The organism is Brevundimonas staleyi (genome assembly GCF_041893865.1).
In the GTDB taxonomy this organism is placed as follows: Bacteria; Pseudomonadota; Alphaproteobacteria; order Caulobacterales; family Caulobacteraceae; genus Brevundimonas; species Brevundimonas staleyi.
In genome coordinates, this window is sequence record NZ_CP169082.1 from 17,421 (window position 1) to 42,927 (window position 25,507).

General features: G+C 67.7%; 29 protein-coding genes and 1 tRNA gene. 17 read left to right on the forward strand and 13 right to left on the reverse strand.

Going from position 1 to position 25,507, the window contains the following annotated elements:
* Positions 1 to 11 precede the first annotated feature (11 nt).
* The 3 genes from ACETK8_RS00115 to ACETK8_RS00125 all read left to right on the forward strand — a co-directional run bounded on the left by ACETK8_RS00115 (position 12) and on the right by ACETK8_RS00125 (position 2,751).
* A complete protein-coding gene (locus ACETK8_RS00115) occupies positions 12 to 1,118 on the forward strand; it encodes an acyltransferase family protein (protein ID WP_374037573.1) in 1,107 nt (368 codons plus the stop codon).
* Positions 1,119 to 1,191: 73 nt separating this feature from the next.
* Positions 1,192 to 1,728 carry a CHAP domain-containing protein gene (locus ACETK8_RS00120; RefSeq protein WP_374037574.1) on the forward strand — a complete coding sequence of 179 codons (537 nt, stop codon included), beginning with the start codon at positions 1,192 to 1,194 and terminating at the stop codon, positions 1,726 to 1,728.
* Positions 1,729 to 1,764: 36 nt separating this feature from the next.
* On the forward strand, positions 1,765 to 2,751 hold the full coding sequence (locus ACETK8_RS00125; protein WP_374037575.1) for a magnesium transporter CorA family protein: 987 nt from the start codon (positions 1,765 to 1,767) through the stop codon (positions 2,749 to 2,751).
* Positions 2,752 to 2,758: 7 nt separating this feature from the next.
* On the opposite strand, the gene ACETK8_RS00130 is transcribed toward ACETK8_RS00125, so the two are convergent.
* Together ACETK8_RS00130 and ACETK8_RS00135 are read right to left on the reverse strand one after the other, a co-directional pair.
* Positions 2,759 to 3,619, reverse strand: coding sequence for a lipid A-modifier LpxR family protein (locus ACETK8_RS00130; RefSeq protein ID WP_374037576.1), 861 nt, complete (start codon positions 3,617 to 3,619; stop codon positions 2,759 to 2,761).
* A 432-nt stretch (positions 3,620 to 4,051) separates the two neighbouring features.
* Entirely contained in the window at positions 4,052 to 5,944 is a 1,893-nt protein-coding gene (locus tag ACETK8_RS00135) for a ribonucleoside-diphosphate reductase subunit alpha (RefSeq protein ID WP_374037577.1), read from the reverse strand.
* A 260-nt stretch (positions 5,945 to 6,204) separates the two neighbouring features.
* Here ACETK8_RS00135 and ACETK8_RS00140 point away from each other — a divergent pair, with 260 nt between their 5' ends.
* The 3 genes from ACETK8_RS00140 to ACETK8_RS00150 all read left to right on the forward strand — a co-directional run bounded on the left by ACETK8_RS00140 (position 6,205) and on the right by ACETK8_RS00150 (position 8,398).
* On the forward strand, positions 6,205 to 6,969 hold the full coding sequence (locus tag ACETK8_RS00140) for a phosphatase PAP2 family protein (RefSeq protein ID WP_374037578.1): 765 nt from the start codon (positions 6,205 to 6,207) through the stop codon (positions 6,967 to 6,969).
* A 93-nt stretch (positions 6,970 to 7,062) separates the two neighbouring features.
* The gene (locus ACETK8_RS00145; RefSeq protein WP_374037579.1) at positions 7,063 to 7,803 is read left to right on the forward strand and encodes a hypothetical protein; all 741 of its coding nucleotides are present in this window, start codon (positions 7,063 to 7,065) and stop codon (positions 7,801 to 7,803) included.
* Between the two features lie 85 nt (positions 7,804 to 7,888).
* On the forward strand, positions 7,889 to 8,398 hold the full coding sequence (locus tag ACETK8_RS00150; RefSeq protein WP_374037580.1) for a hypothetical protein: 510 nt from the start codon (positions 7,889 to 7,891) through the stop codon (positions 8,396 to 8,398).
* Between the two features lie 63 nt (positions 8,399 to 8,461).
* Here ACETK8_RS00150 and ACETK8_RS00155 read toward each other — a convergent pair whose 3' ends face one another.
* On the reverse strand, positions 8,462 to 8,920 hold the full coding sequence (locus ACETK8_RS00155; protein WP_374037581.1) for a hypothetical protein: 459 nt from the start codon (positions 8,918 to 8,920) through the stop codon (positions 8,462 to 8,464).
* 334 nt (positions 8,921 to 9,254) lie between these two features.
* Between ACETK8_RS00155 and ACETK8_RS00160 the strand changes: the two genes are divergently transcribed.
* Entirely contained in the window at positions 9,255 to 11,381 is a 2,127-nt protein-coding gene (locus ACETK8_RS00160) for a response regulator (RefSeq protein ID WP_374037582.1), read from the forward strand.
* 147 nt (positions 11,382 to 11,528) lie between these two features.
* On the opposite strand, the gene ACETK8_RS00165 is transcribed toward ACETK8_RS00160, so the two are convergent.
* From ACETK8_RS00165 to ACETK8_RS00175, 3 genes are all read right to left on the reverse strand, one after another.
* Entirely contained in the window at positions 11,529 to 12,302 is a 774-nt protein-coding gene (locus ACETK8_RS00165) for a metallophosphoesterase family protein (RefSeq protein WP_374037583.1), read from the reverse strand.
* Complete coding sequence (locus ACETK8_RS00170) at positions 12,286 to 13,065, reverse strand: hypothetical protein (protein ID WP_374037584.1); 780 nt, start codon at positions 13,063 to 13,065, stop codon at positions 12,286 to 12,288. The genes ACETK8_RS00165 and ACETK8_RS00170 overlap by 17 nt, the downstream gene beginning before the upstream one ends.
* 61 nt (positions 13,066 to 13,126) lie before the next feature.
* Entirely contained in the window at positions 13,127 to 13,786 is a 660-nt protein-coding gene (locus tag ACETK8_RS00175; RefSeq protein ID WP_374037585.1) for a glutathione S-transferase family protein, read from the reverse strand.
* A 252-nt stretch (positions 13,787 to 14,038) separates the two neighbouring features.
* Here ACETK8_RS00175 and xrtH point away from each other — a divergent pair, with 252 nt between their 5' ends.
* The 4 genes from xrtH to map all read left to right on the forward strand — a co-directional run bounded on the left by xrtH (position 14,039) and on the right by map (position 16,267).
* Complete coding sequence (gene xrtH / locus ACETK8_RS00180) at positions 14,039 to 14,569, forward strand: exosortase H (RefSeq protein WP_374037586.1); 531 nt, start codon at positions 14,039 to 14,041, stop codon at positions 14,567 to 14,569.
* Positions 14,566 to 15,207 carry an exosortase H-associated membrane protein gene (locus ACETK8_RS00185; RefSeq protein ID WP_374037587.1) on the forward strand — a complete coding sequence of 214 codons (642 nt, stop codon included), beginning with the start codon at positions 14,566 to 14,568 and terminating at the stop codon, positions 15,205 to 15,207. Before xrtH ends, ACETK8_RS00185 begins: the two co-directional genes overlap by 4 nt.
* A 74-nt stretch (positions 15,208 to 15,281) precedes the next feature.
* Complete coding sequence (locus ACETK8_RS00190) at positions 15,282 to 15,485, forward strand: ParD-like family protein (RefSeq protein WP_374037588.1); 204 nt, start codon at positions 15,282 to 15,284, stop codon at positions 15,483 to 15,485.
* A complete protein-coding gene (gene map / locus ACETK8_RS00195) occupies positions 15,482 to 16,267 on the forward strand; it encodes a type I methionyl aminopeptidase (protein WP_374037589.1) in 786 nt (261 codons plus the stop codon). The genes ACETK8_RS00190 and map overlap by 4 nt, the downstream gene beginning before the upstream one ends.
* Before the next feature lie 69 nt (positions 16,268 to 16,336).
* Here map and ACETK8_RS00200 read toward each other — a convergent pair whose 3' ends face one another.
* Positions 16,337 to 16,654 (reverse strand): hypothetical protein, encoded by a 318-nt coding sequence (locus ACETK8_RS00200; RefSeq protein ID WP_374037590.1) that lies wholly within the window; start codon positions 16,652 to 16,654, stop codon positions 16,337 to 16,339.
* Positions 16,655 to 16,776: 122 nt separating this feature from the next.
* Entirely contained in the window at positions 16,777 to 17,604 is an 828-nt protein-coding gene (locus ACETK8_RS00205; protein ID WP_374037591.1) for a hypothetical protein, read from the reverse strand.
* Positions 17,605 to 17,902: 298 nt separating this feature from the next.
* On the opposite strand from ACETK8_RS00205, the gene ACETK8_RS00210 reads away from it, so the two are divergent.
* On the forward strand, positions 17,903 to 18,397 hold the full coding sequence (locus tag ACETK8_RS00210; RefSeq protein WP_374037592.1) for a hypothetical protein: 495 nt from the start codon (positions 17,903 to 17,905) through the stop codon (positions 18,395 to 18,397).
* 175 nt (positions 18,398 to 18,572) lie between these two features.
* Positions 18,573 to 19,619 (forward strand): ribonucleotide-diphosphate reductase subunit beta, encoded by a 1,047-nt coding sequence (locus tag ACETK8_RS00215; protein WP_374037593.1) that lies wholly within the window; start codon positions 18,573 to 18,575, stop codon positions 19,617 to 19,619.
* Between the two features lie 82 nt (positions 19,620 to 19,701).
* On the opposite strand, the gene ACETK8_RS00220 is transcribed toward ACETK8_RS00215, so the two are convergent.
* Positions 19,702 to 20,067: an endonuclease domain-containing protein gene (locus ACETK8_RS00220; RefSeq protein ID WP_374037594.1), complete on the reverse strand. Its 366-nt coding sequence runs from the start codon at positions 20,065 to 20,067 to the stop codon at positions 19,702 to 19,704.
* A gap of 101 nt (positions 20,068 to 20,168) precedes the next feature.
* Here ACETK8_RS00220 and ACETK8_RS00225 point away from each other — a divergent pair, with 101 nt between their 5' ends.
* Entirely contained in the window at positions 20,169 to 21,188 is a 1,020-nt protein-coding gene (locus ACETK8_RS00225) for an oxidoreductase (protein WP_374037595.1), read from the forward strand.
* Here ACETK8_RS00225 and ACETK8_RS00230 read toward each other — a convergent pair.
* Positions 21,185 to 21,661: a hypothetical protein gene (locus ACETK8_RS00230; protein ID WP_374037596.1), complete on the reverse strand. Its 477-nt coding sequence runs from the start codon at positions 21,659 to 21,661 to the stop codon at positions 21,185 to 21,187. The genes ACETK8_RS00225 and ACETK8_RS00230 overlap by 4 nt on opposite strands.
* Before the next feature lie 148 nt (positions 21,662 to 21,809).
* Here ACETK8_RS00230 and ACETK8_RS00235 point away from each other — a divergent pair, with 148 nt between their 5' ends.
* A complete protein-coding gene (locus tag ACETK8_RS00235; RefSeq protein ID WP_374037597.1) occupies positions 21,810 to 22,073 on the forward strand; it encodes a hypothetical protein in 264 nt (87 codons plus the stop codon).
* 3 nt (positions 22,074 to 22,076) lie between these two features.
* Positions 22,077 to 22,466, forward strand: a complete 390-nt coding sequence (locus tag ACETK8_RS00240) for a cupin domain-containing protein (RefSeq protein ID WP_374037598.1) — start codon at positions 22,077 to 22,079, stop codon at positions 22,464 to 22,466.
* A gap of 20 nt (positions 22,467 to 22,486) precedes the next feature.
* Here the strand turns inward: ACETK8_RS00240 and ACETK8_RS00245 are convergent.
* Positions 22,487 to 22,563: transfer RNA gene (locus ACETK8_RS00245), tRNA-Arg, on the reverse strand.
* A 135-nt stretch (positions 22,564 to 22,698) separates the two neighbouring features.
* On the opposite strand from ACETK8_RS00245, the gene ACETK8_RS00250 reads away from it, so the two are divergent.
* Entirely contained in the window at positions 22,699 to 23,991 is a 1,293-nt protein-coding gene (locus ACETK8_RS00250; RefSeq protein ID WP_374037599.1) for a hypothetical protein, read from the forward strand.
* Between the two features lie 394 nt (positions 23,992 to 24,385).
* Here the strand turns inward: ACETK8_RS00250 and ACETK8_RS00255 are convergent, their stop codons facing one another.
* Complete coding sequence (locus ACETK8_RS00255; protein WP_374037600.1) at positions 24,386 to 25,174, reverse strand: SDR family oxidoreductase; 789 nt, start codon at positions 25,172 to 25,174, stop codon at positions 24,386 to 24,388.
* Between the two features lie 2 nt (positions 25,175 to 25,176).
* Positions 25,177 to 25,479, reverse strand: a complete 303-nt coding sequence (locus ACETK8_RS00260; protein WP_374037601.1) for a 4a-hydroxytetrahydrobiopterin dehydratase — start codon at positions 25,477 to 25,479, stop codon at positions 25,177 to 25,179.
* Positions 25,480 to 25,507 lie beyond the last annotated feature (28 nt).

Sequence of the window (25,507 nt, forward strand, 5' to 3'; positions counted from 1 at the left end):
ATATGGGGCGCATGACCCAGCTGGAAACGCCGCAGGACCTGCGACCTCTCACCGCGCTGCGCTTCGGAGCCGCCATCTGGGTGGCCCTGTTCGCCTTCTGGCCGGACCTGGACGTCAGTTGGATGCCGAACCTGGTGGCCAAGGGCTATCTGGGGGTCGAGCTCTTCTTCGTCCTGTCGGGCTTCATCCTCTGCCACGTCTATCTGGCGGCGCACGGCGAGAAGCGGTTCAGCTACGGCGCCTTCCTGTGGGCGCGGATCGCGCGGGTCTATCCGCTGCATATCGCCACCCTGGTCGGCGTCGGCGTCCTGGCCTTCGGAGCGCTGGCCGCCGGGATGAGCGTCAACGGCAATATCCTCAGCTGGTCGGCCCTCCCGGCAAACTTGCTGATGGTCCACGCCTGGGGCTTCGCGCCCGTGGCCGGCTGGAATCATCCGTCCTGGTCGATCTCGGCGGAGTGGTTCGCCTATCTCAGCTTCCCGGTGTTCGCCGTCGTCGCCTGGCGTCTGCGCGAGCGGCCGATCGCGGCCGTGATCGGGGCCGTGGCCTTCCTCGTGGGCCTCTACATCGTCTTCCCGATGCTGGCGGGCTTCCCCCTGACCCAGGCCACCATCGCCTGGGGCGCCCTGCGCATCGTTCCCTGCTTCGCCCTGGGCTGCGCTCTCTATCTGATGCACCGAAAGATCGCCCTGCCGCGTCCCGGCCTGATGAGCGCAGGCTTCGCCGTCGCCATCGCGGTCGCAGGCTTCCTGTCGGCGCCCGACGCCGTCATCGTGCCCCTGTGCGGCGGCCTGATCCTGAGCCTCGCTTCGCTGCCGAACGCGCGCGCCGGCTGGCTGGCGTCCAGGCCCGCCGTCTATCTGGGGGAGATCAGCTATTCGGTCTATATGGTCGTGGTGCCATGGAAACTGCTGGCCGTGAACGCGGCGTCCAAGCTCACGGGCGGCGGCGACAAGCTTCAACTTTTTGTGTGGCTGGCCGTGTTCCTGATGCTGCCGGTGGTCGCGGCGGTGTCCTATCACCTGGTGGAATTCCCCGCCCGGCGGGCGCTTCGCGGCATTGCACAACGCCGCGCCGAGCGCGCGAAAGCGCGCACAGGCGATCCACAACTCGCCTGAAAAGGGGCTTTTACCCCACGCTAACTATCGTCTAGGGATAAGGCCGGGCGTAACAGTCGGAAACAATCCCAACATGACGAAACGGATCACCGCCGCGCTGGTTGCCGCTTGCCTGGGCTTCTTCGCCCTGTCGCCCGCTCCGGCCAAGGCTGAGGATCCGTACTGGCAGTGCGTGACGTTCGCCAGAATGTTCTCGGGCATCAACATCTTCGGCGACGCCTGGACCTGGTGGAACCAGGCCGTGGATCGCTTCCGCACCGGCCGCGCCCCCGAAACCGGCTCGGTCCTGGTCTTCCGTCCCGAAGGCCGCATGAGCCGGGGCCACGTCGCCGTCGTCTCCGACATCCTGACCGACCGCGTGATCCGCGTGACCCACGCCAACTGGGGCGGCAGCCGTGGCCGCGTCGAAGAGAACGTCACCGTCGTGGACGTCTCCGGCGCCAACGACTGGTCCCAGGTGAAGGTCTGGTACAATCCGATCCGCGACCTCGGCTCGACCGTCTATCCGACCTACGGCTTCATCTATCAGGGCGCGCGCGACGCCTATGCCGCCGGCCGCCAGGTCGCCTCGAACACCACCGGTTACGCCGCCGCCCCGGCGCAAAACTAAGACCGGCCCCACCCCCTAAAAATCGAGCTCCCCCGAATGATCCGCCTCTATCGTTCGGGCTGCGCCGCCTGCGAGGCGGTCGAGATCGACGTCATCGGCGGCTGGGACATGCCCGCCGACACCCTCTGGATCGACATGATCGAGCCCAGCCACGGCGAGGACGCCGCGGTCGAGAAGGCGCTGGGCATCTCCATCCCCACGCGCGCCGAGATGAGCGAGCTTGAGGCCTCCAGCCGCCTCTACCGCGAGAACGGCGCCACCTATGTCACCGCCGACGTCCTGCACCGGGGCGACGACGACCTGCACCGCGACGACGACGACCTGCCGGGCATCGATCCGGTGACCTTCGTCCTGACCAAGGGGCCGATGGTGACGATCCGCTATTTCGATCCGCGGCCCTTCAGCCTGTTCACCGACAAGCTGGAGCGCGAGCCGTCGCTTTGCCGGACCGGGGCGGACATGTTCCTGAACCTGATGGAGGCGATCATCGACCGCGCCTCCGACGTCCTGTCGGGCCTCGCCGCCAAGGTCGAGGGCTTCGGCGTCCACGTCTTTTCCGAAGGCAAGAGCGTCGAGTTCCAGCACCTGATCACCAAGCTCGGCCGGGCCCACATCGCCAACGCCCGGATCGAACAGAGCCTGGCGGGCCTGGCCAGGGTCTTCTCCTTCGTCGGGGTCGACGACTGGTTCGAGCGTCTGGAGGAGCCGCGCGAGCATCTGCGCTCCCTCAGCCGCGATGCCGCCAGCCTGATCGCCCACAATCAGGCGGTCGCGGCGGGCATCAATTTCCAGCTCTCGGCGGCGCTGGGGCTGATCAACATCCAGCAGTCGTCGATCTTCAAGATGTTCTCGATCTTCACGGCGGTGCTGATGCCGCCGACCCTGATCGGCGCGATCTACGGCATGAATTTCGAGCACATGCCCGAGCTGCGCTGGATGGAGGGCTATCCGATGGCGCTGGGCCTGATGGTCCTCTCGGCCGTCGCGCCCCTGATCTATTTCCGGCGACGCGGCTGGATCTGACCGGCCGTCACCACTTCGGCTTGATCGACAGCTGGAAGGCGACCAGCCCCTCGCTGACGTCGTTGTCGATGCCGTGGCCCGAGATGCCTTCGGCGCGGATCTCGCGGTAGACGAGGCCGAAGGAGCCCTGCATGTCGCCCTTGCGCATCGCCACGCCCAGCGAGGCGTCGCCCAGGAAGGAGCCGCTGTCGCGGCTGTAGCCCGAGCGAGCGTATTCGCCGTCGCGGTTGCGCGCGAAATTATAGCCGACCGCCGTGCCCGAGCCGGCGGCGTAGATGTACCAGCGGGCGCGCTCTCCGAACGCCGCCGAGCCTTCCGGCAGGATGCGGTCGGCGCTGGAGCCGATGCGCAGCGTCGCTCCGGCCTCGGCCGTGCCGCCCCGGTCGCCCGCCCCGATGCCGACATGCGGGCTCAGGGTGACTTCCAGGCCGGACGCCGTATAGCCGCGCGCCGCGTTCCAGCCGCGCGTGTAGCTGACGTCATAGCCGTCGGCGTCGAACATGGCCTGATCCATCGACGTCAGCGGCAGGGGCGCCCCGTCGGCGCGGCGCAGTTCCCCACGCGTCCGCAGCCTCAGACGGTCGCTGTAGCCGTCGGCCTCGCGCCAGACGTCGCGGGTCGTGGTGGCGGCGAAGGCGCTGCGCTCCTCGACCGGCGTATAGTCTGAGGCGAACTCCACCACCGGCGCGAACTCGCGAACGGGCGGGGCGCTGAAGCCGACCTGGCTGTTCAGTCGTGCGGTGATGCTGGAGGCGGTTTCCTGCTGGGCCTCGGACCAGTTCTGGTTCACCCACGTCTGTGCGCTCGCCGGGACGGACAGGGCCGCCAGCGCCGCTACGCTCAGAACAAGATGCCTCAGACGGATCAACGGTCCCCTCACAGTCCGTTAACAGCTTTCACCCTGCACCGGATTCCCCAGGAGTCCAATCGCATTTTCGCGACACCTTCCTGACATGATCGCCCAACGCGACTTTTAACGCAGAGGTTCCCCTATCGGGGGTTTGCAAGAGGGTTAAGGGGCTGGAGCGCCGGTTCGCCCCGTCACGCCCTTCTCCCCCTGCGGGAGAAGGTGGCCGAGCGAAGCGAGGTCGGATGAGGGGTACGAGGACGCAGCATAGATGGGTCCGGTGCTCATCCGGCTGAAGTGAGTTTCACCCCTCACCCGTCGGCGCAAGGACGACGGCTGTCGCCGCCGTGCGCCGTCTCCCTCTCCCGCAAGGGGAGAGGGCCATCCCAAACGAAAACGAGCGGCTCCCGGAGGGAACCGCTCGTCGCAGTCACATGGCGAAATCGTGTCCGCTTACTGGCAGGCCAGGCACTCGTCGTAGTCGGTGCGGGCGGCCGAGAAGAGGTCCGGCTGGTTCGGGTCGACCTCGGCCTCTTCCTTGCCGTCGGCGCCGGCGAAGGCGGCGCGCTGAACCGATTTGGAGCGCAGGTAGTAGAGCGACTTCACGCCGGTCTCCCACGCGCGCCAGTGCAGCATGTGCAGGTCCCACTTGTTGACGTCGCCGGGGATGAACAGGTTGATCGACTGGGCCTGGCAGATTTCCGGCGAACGGTCGGCCGACAGTTCGACGACCCAGCGCTGGTCCAGTTCGAAGGCGGTCTTGAAGATTCCCTTCTCGTCGTCGTTCAGGATGTCCAGGTGCTGGACCGAACCCTCGTGCTCCAGGATCGAGTTCCACACCGCGTCGGTGTTGGCGCCGTAACCTTCCAGCAGCTGCTCCAGGTACGGGTTCTTGACCGCGAACGAGCCCGACAGGGTCTTGTGGGTGTAGATGTTGGCCGGGATCGGCTCGATGCCCGCCGACGTGCCGCCGCAGATGATGGAGATTGAAGCCGTCGGGGCGATCGCCAACTTGTGCGAGAAACGCTCCATCACGCCGCGCTCTTCGGCGTCGGCGCAGGGGCCCTTTTCCTCGGCCAGTTTGACGCTGGCCTTGTCGGCCTCGCGACGCAGGTGTTTGAACAGGCGCATGTTCCACGACTTGGCCATGGCGGATTCAAACGCCACGCCCTGCGACTGCAGGAAGGAGTGGAAGCCCATCAGGCCCAGACCCACCGAACGCTCGCGCTTGGCCGAATAGACGGCGGCGGCCATTTCCGGCGGGGCGCGGGTGATGAAGTCCTCCAGGACGTTGTCCAGGAAGCGCATCACGTCCTCGATGAAGCGGGGCTCCTCGCGCCACTCCAGGAACATCTCGGCGTTGACCGACGACAGGCAGCAGACGGCGGTGCGGTCGATGCCCAGGTGGTCGGGCCCGGTGTGCAGCATGATTTCCGAGCACAGGTTCGACTGCTTCACCTTCAGCCCCAGCTCCTGCTGGTGCTTGGGCATCTGGCGGTTCACCGTGTCGGAGAAGATCAGATAGGGCTCGCCGGTCTGCAGGCGGATCTCCAGGATCTTCTGCCACAGCGAGCGGGCGTCGACCTGGCGCATCACCTCGTTGTTCTTGGGCGAGCGCAGGGCGAACAGGCTGCCGGCCTTCACCGCCTCCATGAACTCGTCGGTGATGTTCAGACCGTGGTGCAGGTTCAGGGACTTGCGGTTGAAGTCGCCCGAGGGCTTCCGGATTTCCAGGAACTCCTCGATCTCCGGGTGGTGGACGTCCAGATAGACCGCCGCCGAACCGCGACGCAGCGACCCCTGTGAGATCGCCAGGGTCAGCGAATCCATCACGCGGATGAAGGGGATGATGCCCGAGGTCTGGCCCGCGCCCTTCACCTTCTCGCCGATGGAACGGACGCCGCCCCAGTAGGTGCCGATGCCGCCGCCGTTCGAGGCCAGGGAGACGTTCTCGTTCCAGACGCGCTGGATGCCGTCCAGCGAGTCCTGCACCGAGTTCAGGAAGCAGGAGATCGGCAGGCCGCGGTTCGCGCCGCCGTTCGACAGCACCGGCGTCGAGGGCATGAACCAGAGCTTCGACATATAGTCATAGACGCGCTGGGCGTGGTCGGCGTCGTCGGCGAAGGCCGTCGAGACGCGGGCGAACATGTCCTGATAGCTCTCGCCGGGCAGCAGGTAGCGGTCCTCCAGCGTCTTCTTGCCGAAGTCGGTCAGCAGGTCGTCGCGCGACCGGTCCAGTTCGATGCTCTTCACCACCGTCAGATGGGGCTTCTCAGGGGTCGGCGCAGCCGTAACCGCCTCGAATTCCACCGTCTTCAACGCTTCGCCGCCAGCCATAATGGTCATCGCCCTGAACAAAAACAGAAGTTAAGCCGCCTGCGCCGCAACCACTGCATCTAGTGGCCGAAGCGCTCCCTGAACCAATATATGGGTCCCAGATGCCTAACCAATGGTCAACGGGCTTGACGTCGGAATTCGTCTCGAATCATCACGCGACGGGGGATGAGCCTGTGCAAAAGCCGCGACGGCCGTGCGACGCACCATCGTGACCGGATTCACGAAGCCGTGATCGGGAACGCAGGCCCAGCTTGGCCGTTTCGGGGGCGATGAAATCCTCCGACCTCGTTCCGTTTTTGCGCCGCGCGGCGACCGTCGCCCGCGCCGAGTTCGCCGCCCTGGGCGCCCTGGCCATCGTGACCCTTGGGATCATGACCTTCGTCGAGATCGCCGACGACATGACCGAGGCGGACGGCCAGGCCTTCGACCAGATGGTGCTGCAATGGATGCAGCCGATCGCCGGTCAGCCGCGCGGGCCCTGGTGGCTGCAAGAGGCGGCGGGCGACATCACCTCCCTCGGCGGCATCGCGGTGCTGGGCCTGTTCGCCATCGTCGCGATCGGCATGCTGCTGATCCTCAGGAAGCGGCTGTCGGCGTTGCTGCTGGTCGTGGGCCTCGCCGGCGGGGTGGCCCTGTCAGAAGGGCTGAAGGCGATCTTCGAGCGGGAACGCCCCCCGGCCGTCTATCAGGCGGTGGCGACGCTGAACGCCAGCTTCCCGTCCGGCCACGCCCTGCTGTCCACCGTCTTCTATCTGTCGGTGGCAGTGATGATGACCCGCGCCTTTCCGAAGAAGCGGCTGAAGGCCTATGTGCTGGGCGTCGGCATGGTCTTCGCCCTGATGGTGGGGTTGACGCGGGTCTATCTGGGGGCCCACTGGGCGTCCGACGTCATGGCCGGATGGTGCGTCGGCGCGGCCTGGGCCATGGCGCTTTGGCTGGTCAGCTATGCGGTGGAGCGTCGCCAGACGCGTCATCACGCCCATCTGGTCGACGACACCTCGGGCCGCGACGAAACGTCGGTCGCCGAAAGCTGAGATTTCGTTAGGTCCACGCCCCGCAAAAGGGTTAATGTGACACTGAACCGAGGTGTCGGCGCCCCCGCGCCGGCGCATCGGCGGGAGGCTTCCATGATCGGTCTGATGATCGCCCTCGTCGCGAGCCCGCTGACCCTGCCCGAGGGTCAGGCGGTTCAGGCGTCGCTGCAGTCCTGCGCGCTGGAGAACGGCCGCTACGTCTGCCGCTACGCCGTACCCGACATCCTGATCGTGCCGGTGCCGGGGACGAACATCGTCGCCGACGCGCCCGCCACCGTTCTGGGCTCCGCCCCGTCCGCCGAGACCGGGACCGTGCCGCCCGAGACCCTCGTGCCGGTCACGACCGCGCCGATGGTCGCGACGCCCGTGACCGTCACGCCCCCGGTCGCGCCTCCGACGTCGCCCACCCCGACCGCGCCCGCCCCGATGGCCGCGGCCGAAGCCGGCCCGATCCGGCCGATCGACAGCGGCGTCCTGACGGAACGCGAGAACCAGCTGGTCGCCCGCTGCGCCGACGCCGGCTGGATGTCGCTCTGCCTGCCCGACGACCGCCGCGAGGCCCGCACCCTGCGCGACAAGCAGACCGCCTATCTGGCCGTCCGTCGCGAGGTCACCCGACTGCTGGGCGAGGAGCGCTGCGACGCCGCCGTCCGCACGGCGCTGGACGGCGGCTACATGGGTCTGGCGCGCGAGACGCGGGAGTATTGCGTGGCTCCGACGACGGCGAGCACGAGCATCGTCCCGGCTCCGACCACGGCGTCACCCGCCCAGACCGAAGTCGCCGAGGCCAAGGCTGCTGAAGCCAAACCGGAAGACGAAGCCGCCGAGGACTAGGCGCATCCGGCGGACCTTTCGTCGCGCCGCCTTTCCATCCCCCGCCCGCTCCGGCAGGGTCGCCTCCTCGACCGGAGAGCGACGCATGAAACCGAACGTCAGCATGACGAGCCTTCTCGCCGCCATGGCGGTCGCCCTGACCGCGACATCGGCCGGCGCCCAGACCGCTCCCCCGAGGGACCGGCCGGAATATGTCGAGCCCCGGGTCTATTCGGCCGAAGAGGCCGTTCGCGGCGTGGCGGAGACGGGATATCTGCCGGGCCAGTTCGCCTTCGTCGTCCGGGGCGGTGGTCGCGAGCTCGGTCGCGTCTTCCTCAATTCCCAGGTCGACTATAGGGACCCTGGAACCCTGACCGTCGTGGTCCGGGGCGCCGCTCTCGACGCCCTGACCGAACAGCTCGGCGGCCCGCCGGAAGACCGGCTGATCGGCCGTACCGTCGTGGTGGACGGGGTCGCGCTTCGGACCCGCATCAACATCTCCGAGGGCGGACGGCCGACGGACCGGTTCTATTTCCAGGCCCATGTCGCCGCCGAACGGGCCGACCAGATCCACGTCATGCCGGGCGCGCCCGTCCCCATCGTCGCGCCGCGATAGGCCGCAACGAAAAGAGGCCCGGACATCCGCCCGGGCCTCTCGTCGTTTCAGACCTTGGTCGTCTTAGTGACCCGGGGTGACCGGGGTGCAGACGGTGCCGTCGGCGCAGTCCGAGAAGTGGACTTCCGGCGGCTCGACCAGGATTTCCGACGGACGGACGACGACGTCCGGACGCTGGACGTAGATCTGGGCCGGCGCGATGCGGATCGGCGGCGCGTCGACATAGACGGGCGGGCCGTCGATGTAGATGGCCGGGCTGGCGACGTTGATCGGGCGACCGATCACGCGAACGCCCGGCGCGGCGACGCGAATCGGTCCGCCCGGGTTGTTGATCGGCGGGCCCCAGCCCCCCGGTCCCGGCCAGCCGTGACCGCCACCGGTCCAGGGGCCGTAGAAGTCGACGACGCGCGTACAGGCGCACGGGACATCGCCGTAGTGTGGTGTTTCGGGGCAGCCATGGCCGTCCGGGGCGGCAGCGCCCGAGATCAGCATGGCGGCCACGATCGAAGTGATCGGATCCATGGTCAGCTCCCCTTAAGTCCTTGCGAGACCTCGCTTTTCCCCTGTCAGGCGAAGTCCTGAAAGGTCGGGCGAGCCGCCTAATCAGCGTTATATTAACCTTTTGAAACTGTCTACCATCCACAGCCCCGCTTAATTGGCACTGTTGCTTCGGCTCCACGGGTCGATGTTTTCGCCCTCGGCGTCGCAACCTTTTCCCGAGCTTCACCGTGCGCCTTCGCGGACGGAAGGACCCTGCCCCGGTCGTCCTCGGATAGGGGGAACTACGGATAGAGATTCTACCCTGCATTAACGCTTGTGGTGGCATGACCAATCCGTGCGGCAGGGGAAGACGCTGATGCAAGGTCGCTGGCGGTTGTTCCGCCACGAAACAGGACGCGAAGCCGGGCCGCCGGCCTGGGCCTATGTGGCGCTGTTCTGCGCCAGTCTGCTCATCGGCATCTGGAGCGCGAAACAGTTCGGCGCGGTCGTCATGTGGCCCGCCAACGGCATCCTTCTGGCCGCCTTCCTGCAACTGCGCCGCCGTAAGGCGATCGCCGTCCTGATCGCCTGTTTCGCCGTCAATCTGTCGTCCAACCTGGTGCGCGGCGACGCCGCCCCCTTCTTCTGGCTGAACGCGGTGCTGAACCTGGCCGAGGTTCTGATCGCGGGCGTCCTGGCCCGGCGGCTCTGCGGCGCGGCGCTGGACCTGCGTCGTCCCCGCCGCCTGCTGCGCTTCGCCCTGGGGGCGGTGACCCCCGCCGTCATCGCCGTCGCCGTCGTCATCGTCAGCGTGGCGGCGACCACGCACCACTATTCGGCCGAGATGACCGCCTTCACGGCCCAGCGCTACTTCGCCATGGAGGCGATCGGTCTTCTGACGGTGACCCCGACCCTGCTGCTTCTGGCCCGTCGTCATCGGTTCCGCGACACCAGCGCCATCGCCGGACCCAAGGAGAGCATCGCCCTGTTCAGCCTGCTGACGGCGGTCACCCTGACGGTCTTCTGCCAGTCCAGCCTGCCGATCACCTATCTGATCTTCCCGCCGCTTCTGCTCCTGGTCTTCCGCGTCTCCACGACCGGCACCGCCCTGGCCGTCCTTCTGGTCACCCTGGTCGGCGGGGTGGCGACCATCACCGGCCATGGCCCGGCCACCCTCCAGCGTCTGGCCGTCGACGCCGAGCTGGCCCATGTCCCGACCATCGTGCGTCAGCTGAACGTCTTCTACGGCTTCCTCCTGACGATGATCGCCGTCGCCCTGCCGGTCTCGACCATCGTGTCGGAGCGCCGGCGCATGATGGAGCGTCTGGAGGCCCGGACCCTGGCCGCCCAGATCGCCCGTCGTCAGGCCGAGGCCGCCGACGCCGCCAAGTCCCGCTTCCTGGCCCTGATGAGCCACGAGATGCGAACCCCCCTGCACGGCGTAATGGGCTATGCCGAGGTGCTGTCGCGCCGCCCCAACCTGGCCGAGGACGCCCGCCATCAGGTCGGGGAGATCCAGAAGTCCGGGGCCGCTCTCCTGACCCTGGTCGAGGACGTGCTGGAGGTCTCGCGCGGCGACGCCGTCGTCGGCACGGACGCGATCGACCCTGCGGACCTGCTGGCCCAGGTCGCGGCCGCCAGCGGCGACTGCGCCCGCGCCAAACAGCTGCCGATCCACATCCGCGTCCAGTCGGGCGCAGAGGCCCCCGTGCTGGGCGACCGGCGGCGGCTGCGCCAGATCCTGCACCGGCTCGTCTCCAATGCGATCAAGTTCACGAGCCGGGGCCAGATCGTCCTCGGTGTCGAACGCGAGGGCGCCGAGACCGTCTTCCGCGTCACGGACACGGGGCCGGGCGTCGCCCCCGGCGTCGCGCCCCACCTGTTCGGCGCCTTCGTCCAGGCCGACGATTCCATCAGCCGCGACCATGTCGGGGCCGGCCTCGGCCTCGCCGTCGCCCAGCGCCTGACCCACGCCATGGGCGGCCGGATCGCGCTGGAGAGCACCTCCCCGGCCGGATCGACCTTCGTCGTCCGCCTGCCCCTGGTCCTGGCCGACACCGACGCTGTCGCCCCGGCCGCCGACCCCGCCCCGGCCGAGACCGGCGGCTCGGCCCGCGTCCTGATCGTCGACGACCACCCGACCAATCGCGAGGTCGCCCGCCTGATGCTGGCCCCGCTCGGCTGCGACGTCTTCGAGGCGACGGACGGGGTCGAGGCGGTGGAGATGGCCTCCTCCTCGCCCTTCGACCTGATCCTGATGGACGTGCGGATGCCGCGCATGGACGGCCTGGCCGCCACCCAGGCGATCCGCGCCCTGGACGGCGCCTTTTCCCGCACCCCGATCCTGGCGGTGACCGCCGACGCCATGCCGGAGGATGCGGCCCGATGCCTCGCCGCCGGCATGGACGGCCACGTCGCCAAACCCCTGACCCACGCCAGCCTCTTCGCCGCCATCGACGCCGTCATGGGCGTGAACGATGAAGCGAACGAGGAAGCTGCCTGACGCAGTCCCTATCCGTGCACCCCAGCGAAGGCTGGGGTCCAGATGGAGGTCTCCGCCGGTCTGAGCAGCGGAGCCGGTGCGTCATCCCGGCCGCCTGAATCCGTGATCTGGACCCCAGCCTTCGCTGGGGTGCACGGATGATTTGGGCTAGACCTCGAACACCCGATACGGCGTGTCGCCCAGCGTCCGCAGCACCGGCAGGGCCACGTTATAGACCGGCACCCCGCGATGGGTGGCCCCTTCCGGCGCGCCGCGATGGGCGTGGCCGTGCACCACCAGCTTCACGTTCTCGTAGCGGTCGATGGTCTCGGCCAGACGCGACGAGCCGAGGAAGGCGTGGATCTCCGGCGGCTCTCCGACCACCGTGTCCACCACGGGCGAGTAGTGCAGCAGCACCACCGACCGTTCGGTCCTGAGCGACCGGATCGAGGTCTCGATCTGGTTCGCGTCCTCCACCGCCTCCTGCACGAAGGTCTTGATCGAGCCTTCGCCGAACGGGCTCAGCATGTAGCGGCCGAAGCCGCCGACGAACCCCTTGCCGCCGGCGAAGCCCACGCCTTCGATCTCGTAGCTGCGGCCGGCCGCGATCATCTTCACCCCGGCCTCGCACAGCATGTCCTGAACGTGGTCCGGCTGGCCGCATTCGTGCTCGTGATTGCCCATGACCCCGACCATGGGGATCCGGCAGGTCTTGAGGTCCTCGATCAGGATCTCGACCTCTCGCGTCTTGCCGAAATTGACCATGTCCCCGCACAGGCACAGGACGTCGGCGTCCTGATGCACCTGTTCAAAGAGCTCCCGATACGGCTTCTCCGACGCCTCCCCGACATGCAGATCGCCGACGGCGGCGACGCGCAGCCTCTTCTTGGGACCGGCGTCGAGGCCGGGCTGGGGCGTTTGCGGATCAGTGGATTGGGTCATGACGTTCCTCCAGTCCCTTGCCCACGATGTCGCCAAAGCCCCATTCGGTGATGTCGGCGATATAGTCGCGCGGGCTGAACAGACGGCCGCGACAGACCTTCACGCGCGGCGGCGGCAGGGTGACCTGGGCCTCCAGCCTCTGCGCAAGCTCGGTCATCACCCAGGCCGGGATGTTGTTGCGCTCGGTCGGATAGGCGAACCGGTAGTTCAGAAGGTGCGCCATCAGCACCTCCCAATAGAGGTCCATCTGGTCCAGCAGGCTCTTCCAGTCGATGGCCCCCGCCTGCTTCAGGATGACGTGGTTCACGTCCGCCCCGTCGTAACGATAGCGGTCCTGAATGAAGACCTTCGACAGGATCAGGGCCGTCGGCGGGGTGATCTGCACCTCGTGGCCATAGACCTCGATCGTGTCCTCGCCGAACCAGCTGTCGGAGACGGCGATGGTCCCGTTCGACATGGCGAAGATCACGTCGAAGAAATGCTTCTCGTCCTTCCAGACCTTGGCGATCCAGCGCTCGTCCTCGACGTCGGTGCGGTAGCCGCGCGCCTGGAAGAAGGCGAGGATGCGGGGGTAGTCGCCGGGCTTGCAGAAGACGTCCAGGTCCTTGGTCGGGCGACTGATCCCCGTATAGGCCGTGACCGCATAGGTCCCCGACAGCAGGAAGGGGATGCCGCTCTCCTTCAGCAGCCGCAGGCTCTCCTCGTAGAAGGCCACGGCCTCTTCCGGCGGATGGAAACTGGGATCGACGACTGTGTCTGACATCGGAAGCGGCGCCCTTGGAACAAGGGTCTGAAAACGGCCGCCCGGTCTCCGGGGTTCCGCCTCAGTCGGCGTAGTCGCCTTCGAAGGCGAACCGTTCGGCCCAGAAGGCCTTGAGCTGCGGCAGGGCGTCGACCCGTCGCGCCACCTGTCCCAGCCTCGGCGCGACCTCATGGAACCGGGGCCTCAGCGGCCGCCAACGGCTGACCACCGCCATATAGAGGTCCAGCACCGACACCGTGTCGCCCAGCAGGAAGTCGCCCGCCGGCTCGATCTGGCGTTCCATCGCCGCCCAGCAGTCCGAGATCCGCGTCTGCGTCCGCGACAGCAGCTCGGCTTGCGCCTGCGGATCGTCCCCGACCAGGCGCGAGGGCACGTCGCGGGTCCAGTAGATCGAATAGATCGAGGCCGGAATGAAACACATCCATCTCAGGAACTGGGCCCGCATCGGATCGCCGGGCGGCGGGGCCAGCCGCGCCTCCGGATGCCGTTCCGCCAGCCAGATCAGGATGGCCGCGCTCTCGGTGATCGTCTCACCGTCCGGCGTCACCAGGACCGGAACCTGACGCATCGGATTGTGCGGGGCCATTCGCCGCCGCTCCCCTTCCGATTCATAGGTGACGATCTCCTCGACCCGATAGGGCGCGCCGATCAGGGTCAGGGCCGCCTCGACCGGCACGGAACCGGACCCCACCGCCCCATAGACCAGATACTCGCCGGCCATCGTCGCCCCCGCGTTTCGACCCACCTTATACAAGGAGCCCCGCCGCCCGGAGGGGGGCGACGGGGCGAGCGGGCCATAGCAGGGCGCTCAGCAAACCGAGACCCCCGACGCTCGGCCGGCGTCGTGAAAACCCCTGTTTGGTCGATGCGGTTCCCGGTCGCAGGGTCACGGCGCCCCTTGCCCGGCGTCGGCGGTCATGAAAGAGCGAACCGGCGGGCCTTGGGGGGCGTCGCGTCGAGGGGATCCGTCTGAATGCTGAAGTCGCCGGCCGTCCGTTATCTGGGCCTGTTCCTCCTGATCACCGTGGCGCTGTTCAGCGTCCTGGCCACGCCCTGGGCCGAGCGGATGTTCGTCGCCCCCTTCACGCGCAGCCTGGTCCACGCCTGCGCCTTCCTGATCGACCTGTTCGACAACCGGGTGATCGCCGACGGCGCCATCCTGCGCTTCAACGACGGCAAGGGCGCGGTTCAGGTCCTGGCCGGCTGCAACGCCGTGGAGGTCTGCGCCCTTCTCAGCGCCGCCATCATCGCCTTCCCGGGCAAGCTCCGCTACGGCCTGATCGGCGCCGCCGCCGGCATCGTCGCGCTCCAGACCATCAACCTCCTGCGCATCATCAGCCTGCTCTATCTGTCGCGCGGCTCCCAGGAAGTGTTCGACTTCTTCCACCACTATGTGTGGGACGCCATGATCGGGCTGGAAGGCCTCCTGATCTTCTTCTTCTGGACTCGCTGGCAGGCGCGGCGCGAGGCCGCCGACCGTCAGGCTAAGGAGGTCGCGGCATGAGCCTGATGTCGCGCCTGGCCGCCCGCACGCCGGAAGAGGCCGAACGTCGCCGCTTCGCCCTGTGGGCTGGCCTCTCCCTGATCGTCCTTCTGCCGCTCTGGTGGATCTGGGGCGCCGACGTCGTCATCGGCCTGCTGCGGCCCCTGGCCGGTCTGGTCTTCCGCCTGTTCGGCCTGACGGGCGAGATCGGTACGGGCGCCGACGGCGCCTGGATGGTCGGCACCCCCCTGACCCAGGCCGGTCAGCCCATCAGCCTGCCGATGGACCGCGAATCCTTGCGTCGCATGATGCTGGGCTTCCCGCTGCTGGCCGCCTTCATGATCGCCCCGCCGCGCGTGGCGCGTCTCTGGCGGGCGGCGGCCATCGCCGTGCCGGTCCTGTGCCTGGTCTTCATGGTCAGCGTCGCCCTGTCCGTCTGGGGCGATCTGGCCCCCATGCTGAGCCCCGACCTGGCGTCGGAGACCATGACGGTGACGATGCGCCCCGACCAGCCGCCGCTCCATCCCTTCGTGGCCCAGGTCGTCATCATCGGACGCTACGTCGCCTATTCCATCGCCCCCCTGCTGACGGCGCTGATCCTGTGGGCGACGCTGAACCCCGAGGGCCTCAGGACCCTGGTCGCCGAGATCAAGGAGTAGCGGTCCGGCCGCCTTGCCGGGGCCATGGTTCGCATATACACGCCGCATACGAAACATATATGCGGAGCCGCCCCATGGGCATCGTCAACATCGAGGACGAGCTGCACGAACAGCTGCGTCGCGCGTCGAAGGCGTCCTGCCGCTCGATCAACGCCCAGGCCGCCTTCTGGATCAGGCTGGGCATGCTGTGCGAGCTCAACCCCGGCCTCAGCTTTCAGGAGCTGATGGCGCGCGAGCTCAAGGCCGCGGGCGTCGAAACGCCTCCTGTCGCCGCATGACCAAGACGCCTGAAGAGATCGAGCTGATGGCCGAGGCCGGTCGCCTCCTGGCCTCGGTCTTCACCCATCTGGACGGCCTGACCCTGGCCGGAATGACGACGCTCGAGGTCAACGACCGGGTCGAGGCCTTCATCGTCGACGACCTCAAGGCCCGCCCGGCGTCCAAGGGCCAGTACGGCTACGGCTTCGTCCTGAACTGCTCGATCAACGAGGTCGTCTGCCACGGCGTCCCGTCGAAGGACGAGGTCCTGAAGGACGGCGACATCGTCAATCTGGACATCACCCTGGAGAAGCACGGCTTCATCGCCGACAGTTCCAAGACCTATCTGATCGGGAACGTCGGCCCGGCCGCCCGCAAACTGGTCCGCGCCACCTACGAGGCCCTGTGGAAGGGCATCCGCGTGGTGAAACCGGGCGCCACCCTCGGCGACATCGGCCACGCCATCGAACAGCACGCCAAGCGCGCCGGCTATTCGGTCGTCCGCGACTACTGCGGCCACGGCATCGGGCGCGAGATGCACGAGGCGCCCCAGGTCCTGCATTTCGGCAAGGCGGGTTCGGGGATGACGCTCAAGGAAGGCATGACCTTCACCATCGAACCCATGCTGAACCAGGGCGTCCGCTCGGTCCGCACGGAGGACGACGGCTGGACCGTGGTCACGGCGGACCGGAAGCTCTCGGCCCAGTTCGAGCATACGGTGGCGGTGACGAAGACGGGGGTGCGCGTCCTGACGCTCCGCCTCGACGAGACGGCCCACGCCGCCTCAAACAGGGCCGCCTGAAACGAGAAAGGGCGGCGATCCCCCCGGATCGCCGCCCCCAGCTTCAACCGATGAAGCGGGCCTTCAGGCCTACTCCTCGGTGTCGCACTCGTCGTCTTCTTCGTCCTCGTCCTCATCGTCCGAGTCGTCTTCGTCCTCGTCTTCGTCCTCGTCTTCGTCGTCTTCCTCGTCGTCTTCGTCTTCGTCCTCGTCCTCTTCGTCGTCCTCGTCTTCGCAGTCATCCTCGTCCTGGACGAGCGACAGACCGCTGTCGGTGGCGAGCGACATGACCGAAGCCATCCAGACCGGCGTTTCGGACGGAGCGGTTTCGGCCTCGGCCGAGGCCGGAGCCACGACGCCGGCCGCCATGAGCAGGCTCATGGCCGTGGTTGCGAGAAGCAGTTTCATTTCCAGGTTCCCCCGTTGGTGGAGCGCCCAAGATCACCCCTCGCCGAACAATGTCCAGTGGACAATTCTGGTACGGTTTCGGACGATTTTCGCGCCGACGACGCCGTCGAAGGCCTTCCGCCTCACCCCTCCCAGCACCCCACGGCGGCCAGCAAGATACTGAACATGCCCAGGAAATAGAGTTCGTAGGCGTCGGCGAAGGCGGGCGTCAGGATCAGCGAATTGGGCGTTTCCCCCTCCTCCACCAGCCCCGCCTCCTGCAACATCGTCAGGATTCGTCGGGAATGGGTGCGGGAGATTCCCAGCCGCCGCGCCAGGGCCGACAGATTGACCTCCACCGTCCCCTCCGCCCGCGTGCGCCCGGCCCGGAAGGCCGTCTCGGCCAGGCTGTAGGCCAGGAACAGCCCCATGGACCGCCGCCCGACCCCGCCCAACGGCTCGATCAGCTCCTGATCCAGCGCCGGCGCCGCCAGATGGCGGATGGCCAGGAAGCCCACGATCCGCGCGAACACATCGGAGGCCTCGAACGTCTCGACCATCGGCCCGACGCGCGGATCCAGCGCGGCCAGGCTGTTCAGTTCGATCAGGTAACCGGCGCGAAACGCCCGGACCATCTCCGGCGCCGGGCCGTACCGCCGCTGCCGCCCCTGCCGGAAATCGTCCAGCGGGACGATCAGCCCCGCGGTCTGCATCCGCTTCAGGATGGCCGAGGCCCGCCCCGCGCTGAACAGATCCCTGGCCGCCTCGCGCAGGCCCCGGTGATGCAGCCGGTCGGTCGCGTGCAGATGCAGGGCCAGCACCCCCATCGCATAGGTCGGGATGTCGCCGATGCAGCGATAGAAGCCCGGATCGCGGTCCAGCAGGGCCAGGGGCGCGTGGGTGGAGTTCCGCATCGCCTCGGCGAAACCGGGCCGCCGATGGACGGGAGGCAGGGAGGCGGTGTCGGTCATGCCGGGTCGGCTCGAACAGTGAAGCTTCCCCGTTAATCGCGCCGCCGCCCATGTCCAGTGGTCGGCGCTTCCTGATCGACGATCACCGCGGCCCTGATGCTTCAGCGGCGGCGTCTGACCGCCTGACCGCTTCGCCCCGCCTTCGAGAGGCCCGAGCGAACGCGGGCGGGCCTCTTCCTTGTCAAACATCGCGCCGATGTTGGCAAAGGATCGCCCCAGAACGCCTTTGAATTCAACGGCCGCGACTTTTGAGAGCCTTCTTCCCTGCCCAACCAAGGAGCTGGGCGACACTGGGCGCATGACCCAGACCCAATCCACAGAGCCGCCCGTCGAAATCTGGTTGAAGATCCGCGACGCCTATCGGGCGGGCGCCACCGCTCCCGTTCTCGCCGAACGTTACGGCATCTCCCTGCGAACCCTCCGACGTCGCATCGCTCAGTTTGAGTGGCGGCGTCAGGACGACGTTCTGGAGCGTCGGCGCGCCGCCGCGCGCGCCGTCGGCGACGAGATGCTGGAGGTGATGTCGGACGAAGGGGCCGAGGAGTTCGGCCTCCTGTTCGAGCCCCGGCCGCACATCCTGCGCCGCTTCGCCTTTCGCAAGGCCTCGGAAGAGGCGGCCATGGGGCGGCCCCAGCAATCCCTGGCCTGGATCCGGGTGCTGGAACGGATGGATCGCTGCGGCGACCGGGCCGAGGCGGAGGGCGAACTGTTCCGCGACGTCGATCATCTGCGCGCCGCCTATCTGCGTCGCCTCGACGCTCTCGGCGACACGCCCCCGCCTTCGACATCATAGACCGTGGCACGTTGGCACGTTGGCACTCCAAATTCGGAAACAGTGCCAAATCATCCCCTGATCCACACAAGATGTTGATGCTGGGGATCGTTAACCATCAACCGGTAGCAATTAGGGCGATTCTGGGGTTCACTGGCCCCAGTCCTTTTCACCGCTCGGATTCCGGTCTCCTCCCATGAACGCGCACACGATCATCACGCCTGCCAAGGCCGGCCTGCTGACCCCCTCGGCCGCCTACAAGCCGTTCCGCTATCCGTGGGCGTTCGACATGTGGAAGAAGCAGCAGCAGGTCCACTGGATGCCCGAAGAGGTGCCGCTGGGCGAGGACTGCAAGGACTGGGCGGCGAACCTGAACGACAAGGAGCGCAACCTGCTGACGCAGATCTTCCGCTTCTTCACCCAGTCGGACATCGAGGTCGCCGACAACTACATGGAAAAATACGGTCGGGTGTTCAAACCGACCGAGGTGAAGATGATGCTGTCGTCCTTCGCCAACATGGAGACCATCCACATCGCGGCCTACGCCCTCTTGCTCGAGACCATCGGCATGCCCGAGAGCGAGTTCGGCGCCTTCATGGAATACGAGGCCATGCGGGACAAGCACGACTACATGGGCCAGTTCGGGGTCGAGACGGACGCCGACATCGCCCGGACGCTCGCCATGTTCGGCGGCTTCACCGAGGGGCTGCAGCTGTTCGCCTCGTTCGCGATGCTGATGAACTTCCCGCGCCAGAACAAGATGAAGGGCATGGGCCAGATCGTGTCCTGGTCGGTGCGCGACGAGAGCCTGCACTGCGACGGCATCATCAAGCTCTACCACGCCTTCAACAAGGAAACGGGCTGCGTCACCCCGGCCGTCGCCGACGACATCGTCGAATGCTGCCGCACCGTGGTCGGTCTGGAAGACAAGTTCATCGACCTGGCCTTCGAGGCGGGCGAGGTGAACGGCATGACGCCGGACGACATCAAGCAATACATCCGCTTCATCGCCGACTGGCGCCTGCGCCAGCTGAAGCTGCCCGAGCTCTACGGCATCAAGGAAAACCCCCTGCCCTGGCTGCAGTCCCTGCTGTCGGGCGTCGAACACGCCAACTTCTTCGAGGCCCGCGCCACGGAATATTCCAAGGCCGCGACGCAAGGAAACTGGCACGGCGCCGACGGCGTCTGGGGCGAGTTCGACAAGATGATGGCCCGCCGCGACATGAGCCTGGTCCCGGGGTGACGCTCCGTTTCTCCTCCCCGTGCGCAGCATGGGGAGGTGGCGCGGCCCCGCTTGGGGCCGTGACGGAGGGGGCGAGGCGATCTCAAAGACCAGACTGGATCCGACCCTGAGCCTCCCCCTCGATGAACTCCAGAACGCCGTCGAGTTCGTCCCGAACTGCGATGGCCCGCACCCGAATGACGCGGACGCCCTTCCCCTTGAGCCAGGCCGTCCTGCGCTCGTCGTGGGCGATCTGGGCGTCGTTGGAGTGGGTTCCGCCATCGACCTCCACCGCCAGCTTCGCGGCCGCGCAGTAGAAGTCGAGGATGTAGGGACCGATCGGGTGCTGTTTGCGAAATCCCAGCCCGGCCAGTTGATCGCCTTTCAGACAACGCCACAGTCGCGCCTCGGGCGGAGTCAGGTTCCGCCTAAAAGCCCGCGCGCGCTGATAGCCGATCCCGTCCGCCACCCGGTCGCCCCCTCCGTCACGGCGCGAAGCCGCGCCGCGCCACCTCCCCATCGCTGCGCGACAGGGAGGAGAATTCTAGCGCAACTTTCCCGAGATTCCCAATGACCACCAACGTCGCCGTTGTCGGCTTCGGCAATGCGGGAAAGACCTTCCACGCGCCCCTGGTCGCGGCCGAGCCCGGCCTCGAGCTACACACCGTCGTGTCCAGCCGCCCGGACGAGGTCCGCGCCGTCTGGCCCGACGTCCGGGTGGTCCCGACCTATGAGTCCGTCCTCGCCGATCCGACCATCGGCCTGATCGTCCTGGCCACGCCCGACGCCCTCCACGCCGAACAGGCCGAGGCGGCGCTCAAGGCCGGAAAGCCGGTCGTGGTCGACAAGCCTTTTGCCCTGAACCTCGCCGGCGCCCGGCGTCTGGTCGAGCTGTCGGAGGAGACAGGCGTCCTCCTGTCCGTCTTCCAGAACCGCCGCTGGGACGCCGACTTCCTCGCCCTCCAGGCCGAGCTGGCCTCCGGCCGTCTGGGCCTGGTCGTGACGGTCGAGAGCCGCTACGACCGCCACCGCCCCCTGGTCCGCGATCGCTGGCGAGAGAACGACGGCGACGGCGTCTGGATGGACCTCGGCCCCCATCTGGTCGACCAGATCCTGACCCTGTTCGGAAGCCCTGAGGCCATCACCTGCGACCTCGCCATCCAGCGCCCCGGCGGCCAGACCCCCGACTGGGCCCATGCCGTGCTGCGCTATCCCGACAGGCGGGTGATCCTGAACGCCGCCATGGTCTCGGCCGCGCCCGACGTCCGCTTCGCCGTCCACGGCACGAAGGGCAGCTGGCTAAAGTCCGGCCTCGACGTGCAGGAAGACCAGTCCAAGTCCGGCATGGTCGTGGGCGCCCCCGGCTGGGGTGTCGATCCCAGGCCCGCGACCTTCGTCGACGGCGAGACCAGCCAACGCACGCCCGCCCCCGGCCCGGCCGGGAACTACCAAGCCTTCTACGCCGGCGTCGCCTCGGCCCTGCGTGGCGAAGGCCCGCCGCCCGTCACGGCCCGGCAGGCCCTCCAGCTCATGGAGGTGCTGGACGCCGGCCTCCGCAGCCACGCCTCGCGCCGGGAGGTCGCGCTCTAGCGGACCCGCGTCGAGCAGCGGCTGCGGTTACCCGCCTCGCAGGCGCGGACATCGGCCTCCCAGCGGGCGCGCTCGGCCTGCCAGCGGGCCTGTTCCGCCTCCCAGTCGCTCTGGGCGGCCTGGGACCTGCGGACATCCGCCTCATAGGCCAGCTGGGCCTGGGTCGAGGCGGTCACCGTCTCCTCGTACCGGGCCCGATCCGCGTCTTCCTGGTTCTGGGCCAGCTGATTGCGCGAGGCGATCTCGTCGTTCAGCGCCTGGGTCGTGCGGACCTCGGCCGGGTCTTGCTCGGAATCGTCCGCGCGGTGATAGGCCTCGCCGTCGTTGACGGTCGGGGTGGCGGGCTGGGCCTGGCTCAGCAGCTGGTCGGCCCGGTCGGCGGCGTGGGCCTGACCCGTCGGCTTCTGCGCCTGGGCCGCGCCGGCGGTCAGGGCCAGAACGGCGAAGGCCGCAAGGATTTGGGTCCGGATCATGATGTCGTCTCCCTCTCGCCCTCACCAGCCCCAAGAGCTTGGCCATATCAGGGCGCTCCTGCCGGAACGCCGTTCGCGCCGAAAGGTGGCGCCGGACGCCCGGGCCTGTCTAAATGGCGAAAGACTCTCCTCCCCAGCGAGCCCCGCCATGATCCTGACGACCAGTTCCGGCGACTTCCCCATTCCCTCGGATGTCGCCAGCCGCCTGCCCCAGGTCCCGCCCGTGCCGGACCCGACCGCGCCCCAGTACAAACAGGCCAAGCGCGCCTTCACCGACTGGCTGGACGCCGCGCCCCAGCACGCGATCGACTTCGAGCGCCTGCGCCGCTGGCATCTGGTCCAGAACGACCTCGCCGCCGCCGCCCGCGCCGAAGGCCGCGCCTTCGTCGTCACCGAGGACGGGCTGGACTGAGCCGTGGCGCGCCAGGACTTCGACCCCGCGAACACGCCGCCCGACGGCCGTCCCGCATCGAAGTCCCGCCTGTTCGATCCCGACAAGGACGGCCCCTGGAAGGGTTCGGTCCCGGGCCTCGACCTCGGATCGGCCGTCACCGTCCTGGCCTATGGCACGGACGAGGTCGGGATCGGCCCCCGGCTGCACGTCCACCCCTATGACGAGACCTTCGTGATCGTTCAGGGCCGGGCTCGGTTCTTCGTCGGGGACGCGGTGCTGGAAGCCTCGGCCGGCGAGGTGGTGCTGGGGCCCAGGGGCGTGCCGCACCGGTTCGAGAACCTCGGCCCCGGCCGGCTCCAGACGATCGACATCCACCACTCGCCGGAATGGATCCAGACCGATCTGGAGTAGACGACACGGTCTGGGAAGAATGGCGCACCCGACAGGATTCGAACCTGTGACCTCTGCCTTCGGAGGGCAGCACTCTATCCAGCTGAGCTACGGGTGCGTCGCCGGGCCTCGCGGCCGGACGAAGGGCCTTACAGCAGGTCGCGGCTCGCCTCAATCCCGGAACTGGGCCTGTAAGCGCTTGGCGAAGGCGAGGCCCCGGCCTAGCGTGCCGGCGATCTTCCGGAGAGCCCCGATGCGTCGCCTGTTTCTCGCCGCCCTCGCCCTGCCCCTGATGCTGGTCGCCGCCTGCGCGACGACCCCGGCGCCCGATCCGTCCGGCGACAGTCTGGACGCGGTGGCCGAGGACTATGTCCATCTGATCCTCGAGATCGGCGAGCGGGAGCCCGGCTATGTCGACGCCTACTACGGCCCGGCGGCCTGGGCGGAAGAGGCCAAGGCCAGCCCCCGCGACGTGCCCGCCCTGATCCAGGGCGCCGCCTCCCTGACCCAGCGGCTGAACGCCCTGTCGGCGGCGGGCGCCGAGCCGGCCGTGGTGCAGCGGAAGGCCTATCTGCTGGCCCATGTCTCGGCCGCCTCCGCCCGTCTGCGGATGATCGGCGGGGAGCGGATGAGCTTCGCCGACGAGGCCTATGCCCTGTTCGGCGTTCGGCCGGAGCTGAAGCCGCTTTCCGACTACGACCCCATCCTGACGCGGATCGACGCCTTGGTGCCGGGCACCGGCCCCTTGGCGACGCGGGTCGCGACCTTCCGGAACCAGTTCGTCATCCCCACCGACCGGCTGCAGGCCGTGATGGACGCCGCCATCGCCGAGTGCCGCGCCCGCACGATCCGCCACATCCGCCTGCCCGCCAACGAGCGGTTCACCCTGGCCTTCGTCACCGACAAGCCCTGGTCCGGCTACAACTATTTCCAGGGCGATGCGGCCTCCAAGATCGAGATCAACACCGACCAGCCGATCTTCACCGACCGGGCCATCGACCTGGGCTGCCACGAGGGCTACCCCGGCCACCACGTCTATAACGCCCTGCTGGAAAAGACCTTCGTCGTGGATCGCGGCTGGGTCGAGATGAGCGTCTATCCCCTGTATTCGCCCATGTCCTTCGTGGCCGAGGGCAGCGCCAACTACGGCATCGACCTGGCCTTCCCGGGCGACGAGGCCGAGACCTTCGAGCGGACCGTCCTGCTGCCGCTGGCCGGTCTGACGGGCGCGCCGGTGCATGAAAAGGACGAGCTGAACGCCCTGGTCCGCCAGCTGGCGCGCGCGGAATACACCATCGCCGACGACTATCTGTCGGGCCGGGTGAACCGCGAGGAGACCATCGCCCGCCTGTCGAAATACATGCTGACGACGCCGGAGCGCGCGGCCCAGCGGGTTCGGTTCATCGAGACCTATCGCAGCTACATCATCAACTATGGGCTCGGCCGCGACACGGTGCAGGCCTGGGTCGAGGCCCAAGGGCCGGATCGCTGGAAGGGGATGGAGACGCTTCTGGCCAGCCAGATCCTGCCGGTGGATCTGCTGTAGCCGGACTCCAAAACACCGTCCGAAGCGTCCGAAGAGTCCGAAGAGTCCGAAGCGTTCGGGTGTGGTTTTGCGAATGCCTCCGGGGGTTGAGGGGTGTTCGCGCGATTATGCGCCCGCTTTCGGGAGCGGTAAGGAAAACGGGTCTCAAAAGGTCGGGACTTTGATTTCGCTGAAGGATTCCGGCGATGCTTTGCCAACTCGAACCAGTTCCTTCTCCCCTTGCGGGAGAAGGTGGTGGGCGAAGCCCGACGGATGAGGGGTACGGGGATGCAGACGCGATGCGTCCAGCGCTCACCCGGCCAGAGTGAATTTCACCCCTCACCCGTCGGCTCAAGGACGATCGCTGCGCGCTCGTGCGCCGTCTCCCTCTCCCGCAAGGGGAGAGGGATCTCCGTTATTGAGCGGTCATGCCGCCATCGACCTTGAACTCGGCGCCGGTGATGAACTTCGCTTCGTCGGAGGCGAGGTAGAGGACGCAATACGCCACGTCGTTCGGTTCGCCGATCCGCTTCAGCGGGATGCCGCGGGCGAGGCGTTCGTGGGCCTTCTGTTCGTCGCCGCCGGCCATGGCGACGAAGGGGTCCAGGATGGCGGTCTTGATGAAGACCGGGTGGACCGAGTTGACGCGGACGTTCCAGTCCATCTTGGCCGCCTCGAGCGCCACGGTCTTGGTATACATCCAGACGCCCGCCTTGGTGGCGTTGTAGGCGCCCATGCCCGGCGCGCCGGCCAGACCCGCGATCGAGGAGATGTTGACGATCGAGGCCGAGCCCGAGGCGCGCAAGTGCGGCATGGCGTGCTTGCAGCCGAACATGACCGAGCGGAGGTTGATCTCGTACTGCCGCTGCCAGTTCTCGGTCGTGTCCTGCTCCGCGAACAGGAGGACGTCGCCGACACCGGCGTTGTTCACCAGGATGGACAGCCCGCCCATGTCGGCGGTCGCACGGGCGACGACGTCGATCCACTGATCCTCCGAGGCAACGTCATGGGCGTAGGCGGAGGCGGCGCCGGGGATTTCGGCGTTGATGCGGGCGGCCAGATCCTCGGCGCCCTTGCCGTTGATGTCGGAGATGGCGACCTTCGAGCCCTCGCGCGCCAGCATCCAGGCGATGGCCTCGCCCAGGCCCTGTGCGCCGCCCGTGATCAGCGCGGCCTTGCCCGCGACGCGTCCGGTCCTGCTCATTCTCATTCCCCTCCCAGGGCTTTCGCGGCGTCGTCGATAAAGCGCGCCATCGTCGTGTCGAGATCGGTGACGCCGCCCGCGTCATGGGTGGTCAGCAACACCGTGACCCTGTTGTAGACGTTCGACCATTCGGGGTGATGGTCCATCGTTTCGGCCTTCAGCGCGACCCGCGTCATGAAGGCGAAGGCGGTGTTGAAGTCGACGAATTTCAGCGCCCGTTCGATGGCCGGACGGTCGCCGGACGACACGGACCAGCCGGTCAGATCCTTTGCGGCGTCGGCGGGGGCGAGGGTCGGTCGGGCCATGCGAAAATCTCCTGTCCTCGGGCCTAAC

Bases quoted from the DNA above. Each gene is read 5' to 3' on its own strand.
- ACETK8_RS00115 (WP_374037573.1), top strand. From the start codon at position 12: ATGACCCAGCTGGAAACGCCGCAGGACCTGCGACCTCTCACCGCGCTG.
- ACETK8_RS00120 (WP_374037574.1), top strand. From the start codon at position 1,192: ATGACGAAACGGATCACCGCCGCGCTGGTTGCCGCTTGCCTGGGCTTC.
- ACETK8_RS00125 (WP_374037575.1), top strand. From the start codon at position 1,765: ATGATCCGCCTCTATCGTTCGGGCTGCGCCGCCTGCGAGGCGGTCGAG.
- ACETK8_RS00135 (WP_374037577.1), bottom strand. From the start codon at position 5,944: ATGACCATTATGGCTGGCGGCGAAGCGTTGAAGACGGTGGAATTCGAG.
- ACETK8_RS00140 (WP_374037578.1), top strand. From the start codon at position 6,205: ATGAAATCCTCCGACCTCGTTCCGTTTTTGCGCCGCGCGGCGACCGTC.
- ACETK8_RS00145 (WP_374037579.1), top strand. From the start codon at position 7,063: ATGATCGGTCTGATGATCGCCCTCGTCGCGAGCCCGCTGACCCTGCCC.
- ACETK8_RS00150 (WP_374037580.1), top strand. From the start codon at position 7,889: ATGAAACCGAACGTCAGCATGACGAGCCTTCTCGCCGCCATGGCGGTC.
- ACETK8_RS00155 (WP_374037581.1), bottom strand. From the start codon at position 8,920: ATGGATCCGATCACTTCGATCGTGGCCGCCATGCTGATCTCGGGCGCT.
- ACETK8_RS00160 (WP_374037582.1), top strand. From the start codon at position 9,255: ATGCAAGGTCGCTGGCGGTTGTTCCGCCACGAAACAGGACGCGAAGCC.
- ACETK8_RS00165 (WP_374037583.1), bottom strand. From the start codon at position 12,302: ATGACCCAATCCACTGATCCGCAAACGCCCCAGCCCGGCCTCGACGCC.
- ACETK8_RS00170 (WP_374037584.1), bottom strand. From the start codon at position 13,065: ATGTCAGACACAGTCGTCGATCCCAGTTTCCATCCGCCGGAAGAGGCC.
- ACETK8_RS00175 (WP_374037585.1), bottom strand. From the start codon at position 13,786: ATGGCCGGCGAGTATCTGGTCTATGGGGCGGTGGGGTCCGGTTCCGTG.
- xrtH (WP_374037586.1), top strand. From the start codon at position 14,039: ATGCTGAAGTCGCCGGCCGTCCGTTATCTGGGCCTGTTCCTCCTGATC.
- ACETK8_RS00185 (WP_374037587.1), top strand. From the start codon at position 14,566: ATGAGCCTGATGTCGCGCCTGGCCGCCCGCACGCCGGAAGAGGCCGAA.
- ACETK8_RS00190 (WP_374037588.1), top strand. From the start codon at position 15,282: ATGGGCATCGTCAACATCGAGGACGAGCTGCACGAACAGCTGCGTCGC.
- map (WP_374037589.1), top strand. From the start codon at position 15,482: ATGACCAAGACGCCTGAAGAGATCGAGCTGATGGCCGAGGCCGGTCGC.
- ACETK8_RS00200 (WP_374037590.1), bottom strand. From the start codon at position 16,654: ATGAAACTGCTTCTCGCAACCACGGCCATGAGCCTGCTCATGGCGGCC.
- ACETK8_RS00205 (WP_374037591.1), bottom strand. From the start codon at position 17,604: ATGACCGACACCGCCTCCCTGCCTCCCGTCCATCGGCGGCCCGGTTTC.
- ACETK8_RS00210 (WP_374037592.1), top strand. From the start codon at position 17,903: ATGACCCAGACCCAATCCACAGAGCCGCCCGTCGAAATCTGGTTGAAG.
- ACETK8_RS00215 (WP_374037593.1), top strand. From the start codon at position 18,573: ATGAACGCGCACACGATCATCACGCCTGCCAAGGCCGGCCTGCTGACC.
- ACETK8_RS00225 (WP_374037595.1), top strand. From the start codon at position 20,169: ATGACCACCAACGTCGCCGTTGTCGGCTTCGGCAATGCGGGAAAGACC.
- ACETK8_RS00230 (WP_374037596.1), bottom strand. From the start codon at position 21,661: ATGATCCGGACCCAAATCCTTGCGGCCTTCGCCGTTCTGGCCCTGACC.
- ACETK8_RS00235 (WP_374037597.1), top strand. From the start codon at position 21,810: ATGATCCTGACGACCAGTTCCGGCGACTTCCCCATTCCCTCGGATGTC.
- ACETK8_RS00250 (WP_374037599.1), top strand. From the start codon at position 22,699: ATGCGTCGCCTGTTTCTCGCCGCCCTCGCCCTGCCCCTGATGCTGGTC.
- ACETK8_RS00255 (WP_374037600.1), bottom strand. From the start codon at position 25,174: ATGAGCAGGACCGGACGCGTCGCGGGCAAGGCCGCGCTGATCACGGGC.
- ACETK8_RS00260 (WP_374037601.1), bottom strand. From the start codon at position 25,479: ATGGCCCGACCGACCCTCGCCCCCGCCGACGCCGCAAAGGATCTGACC.